This is a genomic window from Accumulibacter sp., assembly GCF_016789985.1.
Taxonomy (GTDB): domain Bacteria; phylum Pseudomonadota; class Gammaproteobacteria; order Burkholderiales; family Rhodocyclaceae; genus Accumulibacter.
In genome coordinates this window covers 1-7,624 of the sequence record NZ_JAEUOL010000091.1, presented here as the reverse complement: position 1 = coordinate 7,624, position 7,624 = coordinate 1, and the positions used below count along the sequence as shown (strand labels likewise).

The following is a 7,624-nucleotide window of genomic DNA, read 5'->3' as shown; positions in this document are numbered from 1 at the left end:
CCTTCAGATCGTTGAGAGTTCTCGGACACGTCTGGCCAGCCGCGCACGGACTGCCGGCTGGACAAACTTGCTCACATCGCCGCCGAGAACGGCGATTTCGCGCACCATGGTGGCCGAAATGAACAGATACTGTTCACCCGGAGTAAGGAACACCGTTTCCACCTCGGGGTAGAGATTTCTGTTCATTCCCGCCAACTGGAACTCGTAGTCGAAGTCGGATACCGCCCGCAGACCCCGGAGGATCACTTTCGCGCCCCTGGCATGCAGAAAGTCCATCAGCAGGCCGTCGAAGCCGCAGACCTCGGCATTCGGGTAGGGCGCCAGAACTTCCTGCGCCATCTCCACCCGTTCAGCCAGCGAAAAGAAAGGCCTCTTCGGCTGGTTGACAGCTATCGCGACGATCACCCGCTCGAACAGGCAGGTCGCGCGCCGAACGAGATCCTCATGACCACGCGTCATCGGATCGAAGGTTCCTGCATAGATTGCCACCCGCTTATTCAGCGCCATCCGCTTCGCCTCGCCGCATCAAGTGATAGAACACCCGGCCGGCGCGGCCGTGGCGCACCGTGCGCCACTCACCGCAGCCCTCCAGGACCTTTTCCGCCTCGGCGTAGATGACGCCACCCGCCTCCATGACCCCGCCAACCATCGGCGCCAGCCGTGCGATCCAGTCCGCTCGATAAGGCGGGTCGAGAAACAGCACGTCGAAGCGTGCACCGGACGAAGCGAGAAATCTTACCGCATCCGCGCGCACGATCTCCAGGCGGCTGTCGGCAGCGAGAACCCGGGCGTTGGCTTCGAGCGCGGCGAGCACCTTCGGCGAATGCTCCACCATCACCACACGACGCGCACCACGCGACATCGCCTCAAAACCAAGCACCCCGCTGCCGGCGAACAGGTCCAGGCAGGCCAAACCGTCGAGCTCCTGTCCCAGCCAATTGAACAGTGTCTCGCGCACGCGGTCCGGCGTCGGCCGCAAGGCCGACAAGTCGGGAAAACGCAGCACCCGCCGCCGCCACTCTCCACCAATGATGCGCAGTGAGTTCAGAACCTTACTCTCCGCCGACCACCACGGTCACCAGATGTGCCGGCCGCACCCGCCGCGCGAATGCGGCCCTGATTTCAGCTATCGTCACCCGTTCGATGTTTTCCGGGTAACGGTCGAGATAGTCGAGTGGCAGGTCGTAGAAACCGATCATCGCCACATTCTCCAGAATCTTGCGATTGCTGTCGAGGCGCAGCGGGAAACTGCCGATCAGGTTCTGTTTCGCCGCCTGCAACTCGACCTCACTCGGCCCTTGCTCGAGGAACGCAACCAGCACTTCACGCGTCACCTTCAGTGCATCATTGGCCTGCGCCTTCTTGGTCTGCAGACCGATCTGGAACGGCCCCAACTGCTGCAGCGGAAGGAAGTAGCTGTGCACACTGTAAGCCAGGCCCCGCTTGTCGCGCACCTCCTTCATCAGGCGCGACACAAAGCCGCCGCCGCCCAGCGAATAGTTGCCGACGGCGAGCGGAAAAAAGTCCGGATCACCGCGTTTCAGTGCGGGCATGCCAATCAGAAGATGGGCCTGCGCCGCCGGGTGCTCAATCCGCTGTTCGCCGGCAATCGGCAAGCGCGGCGCGGCAAGGTCGCCGATTGCCGGTCCGGCCGGCAGACCACGCGTGAGCTGTTCGGCCAACGCCTCGGCCTGGGAGCGTGTCAAATCGCCGACGATCGCCAGGCTGGCACGCGCCGCGCCGTAGTGCGTCGCATGAAAGGCCAGGACATCGGCACGCTGCAAGGTACTCACCGACTCCGGAGTGGCCTGTCGCCCATACGGGTGCTCCGCATACATGGCTGACCAGAACGCCTTGCTGGCAATCGTGTCGGGACGCGTCAGGGCCTCCTTCAGCGCGGCGACCGAACGTGCCTTCTCGCGCGCCAGCACCTCGACCGGAAAGGTCGGACGGCTCAGAATGGCTTGCAACAGATCGAGCGCCGGACCGCGCTTGTCTACCATCGACAAGGTGCGCAGGGTCAGCGAAGCCCGGTCCAGATCCACGCCGCCCGAAAGCCTGGCGCCCAGATCCGCCAGTCGGCTGGCTATCTGCGTTTCATCCATGCCACCGGCACCGAGATCAATGAGTGATCGGGTCAAGCCCGCCACGCCCTCCTGCCCGGCCCCTTCATGCGCAGCACCGGCGGCAAAATCGACCTCGACATCGATGATCGGCAGGCTGTGATCCTCGACGAAGAGGACCCGGGTGCCGGCCAGAGTCTGCCAGCGTTCGATCTTCGGGCCTGCCTGGGTCAACTGTGCAGTCAAGGCAAGGCACAGGAAAATCAGCAGCCGGCAAGTATTCATCGATCGGCTCTCAGTGACGGGGGGCAAATGGCGAGCGAGCGAGCGGCGTCTGCGGCAGGGGCTGGGGATCGAGTTCGGCGACCGTCAGCAGCTCGTCACGAAAATACTTCCGGGCTACCGCCTGAACCTGCTCGGCAGTGACTTCCTGCAGCTTTTCGATCATCCGCCGGTTCATCGTATACGGCACCCCCACCGCTTCCAGTTGCCCGATCTCCATCGCCTGGGCAAAGATCGAATCCAGTTTGTAGATCTGTCCGGCAATCAGCTGAGCCTTGGCCCTCGCCAGTTCCTCGGCGGCCACACCGTCCTGCTGGACGCGCGCCAGTTCGGCGCGCAGGCCGACTTCCAGCTCGGCACGCGTTTTCCCGGCACTCGGTGATCCGTAAAGGTGGAAGATGCCCGGACCGCGCGTCGTCGAATCGTAACCGGCCACCGCATTCACCGCCAGCCGCTGTTCACGCACCAGATGTCGGGTAAAGCGGGCGGCATCATGTCCGGCGAGCACCGCCGCCAGCATTTCAAGCGCATAGGGGTCGACATCCTGTTCGACGTTGCGAATCACCGGCACCTTGTAGGCCATCATCACCACAGGCAGATCGGCCGGCGCCTTGACCGTCAGCCTACGGACACCGACCTGGGACGGCTCTTCCTGCGGCTTCCTGACCGGCAAGGGGCGGGCCTGCAACACACCGTAGTACTGCTCGGCAAGTCCGAAAACGGCCTGATGATCGACGTCACCGACCACCACCACATAGGCATTGTTCGGCGCGTACCAGCTATCGTACCAATGGCGGGCGTCGCTCGCCGTCATGTTCTCTAGATCGTTCATCCAGCCGATGATCGGCACGCGATAGGGGTGCACCTGAAAAGCGACCGCATTGAGCTGCTCGAACAACAGTGACTGAGGCTGATCGTCGGTGCGCAGCCGCCGTTCCTCCATGACCACCCTGATCTCCTGCGCAAACTCCTTGTCATCGAGCGTCAAGTGGCGCATGCGATCGGCCTCGAGCTGCATCATCTCCGCCAGCTTCTGCTTCGGCACCTGCTGGAAATAAGCAGTGTAATCGCGACTGGTGAATGCGTTGTCACGTCCGCCGGCAGCCGCCACACGGCGATTGAACTCGCCCGGTCCGGCCGTCGGTGTGCCCTTGAACATCATGTGCTCGAGGACGTGCGCCACGCCGGTCCGGCCGTTGGTTTCGTCCATGCTGCCGGCACGATACCAGACCATGTGCGCCACCGTGGGAGCACGACGATCCTCCTTGACGATGACCCGCAAACCATTGGCCAGTTGCCTTTCGTAGGGGTTGGCGAGAGTGGCGAGAGGCGCTGCCAGAAGCAGCAGCAGGGCAGACGATCTTGCGCAGTGCATGGGCATCGGTGGCTTCTGATAGAATTTCGGGGGTGTCGGGCAACTGGGCCGGCATCTTACCATCGCCAACGCATCCAAGCGCCTTTGAGACACACAAGCCCCATGTTTGGTTTCCTCAAGAAGTCCCCCGGTCAGACACCCACGGCACCGGACGCCGGCATCGGCGAGAGCGCCGAGCCGGCAAACACTCCCGCACCGTGGCGCTTGCGGCTGAAAGCCGGCCTGGCGCGCACGCGCGCCCAATTCGGCGGCAGGCTGAAGTCGATCTTCTCGCGCGGCAAGGTTGACGACGAACTGCTCGAGGATCTGGAAACCCTGCTGCTGAGCAGCGATATCGGCCTCGATGCGACGCAGCACCTGCTCTACCATCTGAAAGTACGTGCCAGACGCGACCGGCTCGATACCCCGGAAGCAATTCAGCGGGCACTGTCGGAGGTTCTCTACGAACTCCTGCTGCCGCTCGAGGAACCCCTCGATCTGCGCACCCATCGTCCGTTCATCATCATGCTGGCCGGAGTGAACGGCGCCGGCAAGACAACCTCGATCGGCAAGCTGGCCAAGTACTTTCAGGCGCAGGGTTTGTCGGTCCTCCTGGCGGCTGGCGACACCTTCCGCGCAGCGGCCCGCGAGCAGTTGCAAACCTGGGGTGAGCGCAACAATGTAACGGTCATTGCGCAACAGTCCGGCGATCCGGCGGCCGTCATCTTCGACGCCATCGCCGCCGCCAGGGCACGCAGCATCGACATCGTCCTGGCCGACACCGCCGGTCGGCTGCCTACCCAGATGCATCTGATGGACGAAATCGCCAAGGTCCGCCGCGTCATCCGGAAAGCCGATCCGACCGGCCCGCACGAGACCTTGCTGGTGCTCGATGCAACCTTCGGCCAGAACGCCCTGCAACAGGTGATGGCCTTCGACAAGGCCATCCAGGTCACCGGCCTGGTCCTCACCAAGCTCGACGGTTCGGCCAAGGGCGGCGTGGTCGCCGCCATCGCCCGGCAATGTCCGAAGCCGGTTCGCTTCATCGGCGTCGGCGAAGGGATAGACGATCTCAGGCCATTTACAGCCCGCGATTTTGTAGACGCGCTGTTCGAGTGATTACTGCCAACGACCTGACCAAACGCTACCCGGAAGGCCGCGAGGCGTTACGTCAGGTCAGCTTCGAAATCACCGCCGGAGAGATGGTTTTTCTGACTGGCCACTCCGGCGCCGGGAAATCGACGCTGTTCAAACTCCTTGCCGCCATCGAGCGACCAACCTCGGGCAGCATCGTGATCAACGGCCACAACCTCGCGGCGCTCGGCCCGACCGCGATTCCCTACCTGCGGCGCAAGCTCGGCCTGATCTTCCAGGATCGAAAGTTGTTGTTCGACCGCACGGTGCTCGACAACGTGCTGTTGCCCCTGGCCATCGTCGGCCATCCCGCCAAGGAAGCGGTCAAGCGGGCGCAGGCGGCACTGGCCAAGGTCGGTCTGCCGAATCGCGAAAAGACTTATCCGATCGCGCTCTCGGGCGGCGAGCAGCAACGCCTGGCGATTGCCCGCGCGGTGGTCAACCGCCCGGCGGTGATCCTGGCCGACGAACCGACGGCCAACCTCGACGCTCACTCGGCGCGCGAGATCCTCGACATCTTTCGCGCCTTTCAGCAAGTCGGCGTGACCGTTCTGATCGCCACTCACGATTCGCTGGACTTTCCCGACCTGCGGCCACGCATTCTGCAACTCGAGCGCGGCCAGATGAGTGAGCCACAGCAGGCAGGGCCGATCGACGGTGGCGTTGCATGAGCACCTGGCTGGCCCAGCATCTGGCCGCCCTGCGCGACGCACTGCGCCGCCTGGCGGCGGCACCGCTCAACTCCCTGCTGTCGCTGCTGGTCATCGGCGTCGCGCTGACTCTACCGACCGCTGGCTGGCTGGCGATCGACAACCTGCGTCACCTGACCGGAGATACCCCGGGCGTGCAGCAGATCAGCATCTTCCTGAGCCTCGATGCCGGCAAGCGCGAGGTCGCCGACATCGAAGCGCGCCTCAAGGACGCCAGGGCAGGCAAATGGCGCTACGTGCCGCGCGAAGAAGCGCTCAAACGCCTGCAATCGTCCGAGGGAATGGCCGAGATCATCGCCAGCCTGCCGCGCAACCCCTTGCCCGACGCCTATGTCGTGACACCATCCGATGCGCAGCCGGAGGCGCTCGAACGTCTGGCCAAGACATTCTCTTCCTGGCCAAAGGTAACACACGTGCAGCTCGACTCAGCCTGGGTCAAACGCTTCGATGCGCTCCTCCGGCTCGGCCGACTGGTCATCATACTGCTCGCCATCCTCTTTGCCGGCGCGCTAGTGACCATCACCTTCAACACCATCCGCCTGCAAATCCTTGCCCAAGCAGCGGAGATCGAAGTGGCCAAACTGATCGGCGCCACAGATACCTACATCCAACGACCCTTGCACTATTTCGGGATGCTGCAGGGTGCGCTGGGTGGATTGTGTGCGGCCATTCTGGTCGGCGGCGGTTTCTACCTGCTGACGCCACCGGTCGCCGAACTGGCGCAACTCTACGGCACCAGCTTTACACTACAGGGATTATCGGCGGTGGACATCACGGCCCTCACGGCCATCGGTGGCGCCCTCGGCTGGCTGGGTGCGAAGATCTCGGTGCTGACTCACTTGCGGCGCTTCGCCTGAGACGACCGCACCGGAAGACCAGCGGCGAAACTCAGCCGAACAGCACGCAGGCCCAGACCACGGGCACATTGAGCAGGGCGATCAGCACCGCTGCGCTGCCGATATCCTTGGCGCGCTTGGCGAGCGGATGGCGATCGAGAGAAATCCGGTCCACGGCGGCTTCAATGGCGGAATTGAGCAACTCGACGATCAGCACCAGCAGTACACTGCCGATCAGCAGTGCCAGCCCGATACCGCCGGGCGCGAGAAAGAAGGCCAGCGGCACCAGCAGAGCCGCCAGGTGCACCTCCTGGCGAAACGCATCTTCGGCGAGATAAGCCGCGCGCAGCCCGGCACGCGAGTAGTGCAGTGCATTCCACAAGCGCCGCAACCCGGTTTGCCCCTTGAACGGGCTCTCTTCAGTCACACGATTCCCTTTGCCGTCATCGAATGCCGCGCAGTATACCGAATTGACCGCTCACCTCGTCGAACGGCGCCGGCCAAGCTCCACCCGGCACCCTGGCAAGACGTCGTCAGGCGGCTTTGAAGCGCGAACGCCCGGCATCGTTGCAAGGAGGCTGCTCTGCGACCAAGAACCGCGGCAACAAACGAAGCGACGCGGAATCATCCACGGCTGCAGCGGCATGGACCAGCGTGGCGGCTCCCCGTTTCGGGGAGGCCGCGGCTTCGCTACAATGACCCCCTCGACCAAGGCGGAGGCCACCGATGACCCAGGACGAACTCAAGAAGGCCGTGGCACGCGCCGCCATCAGCCACGTCATCGAAGGAGAAATCGTCGGCGTGGGTACCGGCTCGACGGCCAACTGTTTCATCGACGAATTGGCGACGATCAGCCACCGGATCCGCGGTGCGGTGGCAAGTTCCGAAGCGACGAAAAGACGGCTGGAGCAACACGGCATCGCGGTCTTCGATCTCAACGAGGTCAACCAACTGCCCATCTACGTTGACGGCGCCGACGAGATCAATCCGGCAATGCAGATGATCAAGGGAGGAGGAGGCGCACTGACACGCGAAAAGATTGTCGCTGCCGTCGCCTGCAAGTTTGTCTGCATTGCCGATCAATCCAAGCTGGTGCCGGTCCTGGGCCGCTTCGCGCTGCCGATCGAAGTCATTCCGATGGCGCTCGCCCATGTGCAGCGCGAGCTGACGCGCATCGGCGGCGAACCGCTGTTGCGCAAAGGTTTCGTCACCGACAACGGCAACCTGATCATCGACCTGGAAGGG

9 protein-coding genes are annotated in these 7,624 nt (G+C 63.5%); 4 read left to right on the top strand and 5 right to left on the bottom strand.

All coding sequences use genetic code 11. The annotated features are described in order from the left end of the window. Nucleotides 1–3: 3 nt before the first annotated feature. Genes coaD through JNK99_RS05530 form a run of 4 tightly spaced genes read right to left on the bottom strand, consistent with a single transcriptional unit; the run spans nt 4 to nt 3,726 of the window. Nucleotides 4–501, bottom strand: coding sequence for a pantetheine-phosphate adenylyltransferase (gene coaD / locus JNK99_RS05545; RefSeq protein ID WP_291849827.1), 498 nt, complete (start codon nt 499–501; stop codon nt 4–6). Continuing rightward, nucleotides 494–1,048 (bottom strand): 16S rRNA (guanine(966)-N(2))-methyltransferase RsmD, encoded by a 555-nt coding sequence (gene rsmD / locus JNK99_RS05540; RefSeq protein WP_291849824.1) that lies wholly within the window; start codon nt 1,046–1,048, stop codon nt 494–496. The genes coaD and rsmD overlap by 8 nt, the downstream gene beginning before the upstream one ends. Before the next feature lie 4 nt (nt 1,049–1,052). Continuing rightward, a complete protein-coding gene (locus tag JNK99_RS05535) occupies nt 1,053–2,348 on the bottom strand; it encodes a pitrilysin family protein (protein WP_291849821.1) in 1,296 nt (431 codons plus the stop codon). Nucleotides 2,349–2,358: 10 nt separating this feature from the next. Beyond that, a complete protein-coding gene (locus tag JNK99_RS05530) occupies nt 2,359–3,726 on the bottom strand; it encodes a pitrilysin family protein (protein WP_291849818.1) in 1,368 nt (455 codons plus the stop codon). Between the two features lie 96 nt (nt 3,727–3,822). Between JNK99_RS05530 and ftsY the strand changes: the two genes are divergently transcribed. Genes ftsY through ftsX form a run of 3 tightly spaced genes read left to right on the top strand, consistent with a single transcriptional unit; the run spans nt 3,823 to nt 6,400 of the window. Further along, nucleotides 3,823–4,818 carry a signal recognition particle-docking protein FtsY gene (ftsY, locus tag JNK99_RS05525; RefSeq protein WP_291849815.1) on the top strand — a complete coding sequence of 332 codons (996 nt, stop codon included), beginning with the start codon at nt 3,823–3,825 and terminating at the stop codon, nt 4,816–4,818. Beyond that, nucleotides 4,815–5,504, top strand: a complete 690-nt coding sequence (locus JNK99_RS05520) for an ATP-binding cassette domain-containing protein (RefSeq protein ID WP_291849813.1) — start codon at nt 4,815–4,817, stop codon at nt 5,502–5,504. The genes ftsY and JNK99_RS05520 overlap by 4 nt, the downstream gene beginning before the upstream one ends. Next, nucleotides 5,501–6,400, top strand: coding sequence for a permease-like cell division protein FtsX (gene ftsX / locus JNK99_RS05515; RefSeq protein WP_291849811.1), 900 nt, complete (start codon nt 5,501–5,503; stop codon nt 6,398–6,400). The genes JNK99_RS05520 and ftsX overlap by 4 nt, the downstream gene beginning before the upstream one ends. Before the next feature lie 31 nt (nt 6,401–6,431). Here the strand turns inward: ftsX and JNK99_RS05510 are convergent, their stop codons facing one another. After that, nucleotides 6,432–6,806 (bottom strand): diacylglycerol kinase, encoded by a 375-nt coding sequence (locus JNK99_RS05510; RefSeq protein WP_291849809.1) that lies wholly within the window; start codon nt 6,804–6,806, stop codon nt 6,432–6,434. 299 nt (nt 6,807–7,105) lie between these two features. On the opposite strand from JNK99_RS05510, the gene rpiA reads away from it, so the two are divergent. Next, nucleotides 7,106–7,624, top strand: a 519-nt coding sequence (gene rpiA / locus JNK99_RS05505) for a ribose-5-phosphate isomerase RpiA (protein ID WP_291849806.1), incomplete at its 3' end; no start/stop codon positions are given.

Coding starts and splice junctions, on each gene's coding strand:
- ftsX (WP_291849811.1), top strand. CDS start 5,501: ATGAGCACCTGGCTGGCCCAGCATCTGGCCGCCCTGCGCGACGCACTG.
- JNK99_RS05530 (WP_291849818.1), bottom strand. CDS start 3,726: ATGCCCATGCACTGCGCAAGATCGTCTGCCCTGCTGCTGCTTCTGGCA.
- JNK99_RS05535 (WP_291849821.1), bottom strand. CDS start 2,348: ATGAATACTTGCCGGCTGCTGATTTTCCTGTGCCTTGCCTTGACTGCA.
- ftsY (WP_291849815.1), top strand. CDS start 3,823: ATGTTTGGTTTCCTCAAGAAGTCCCCCGGTCAGACACCCACGGCACCG.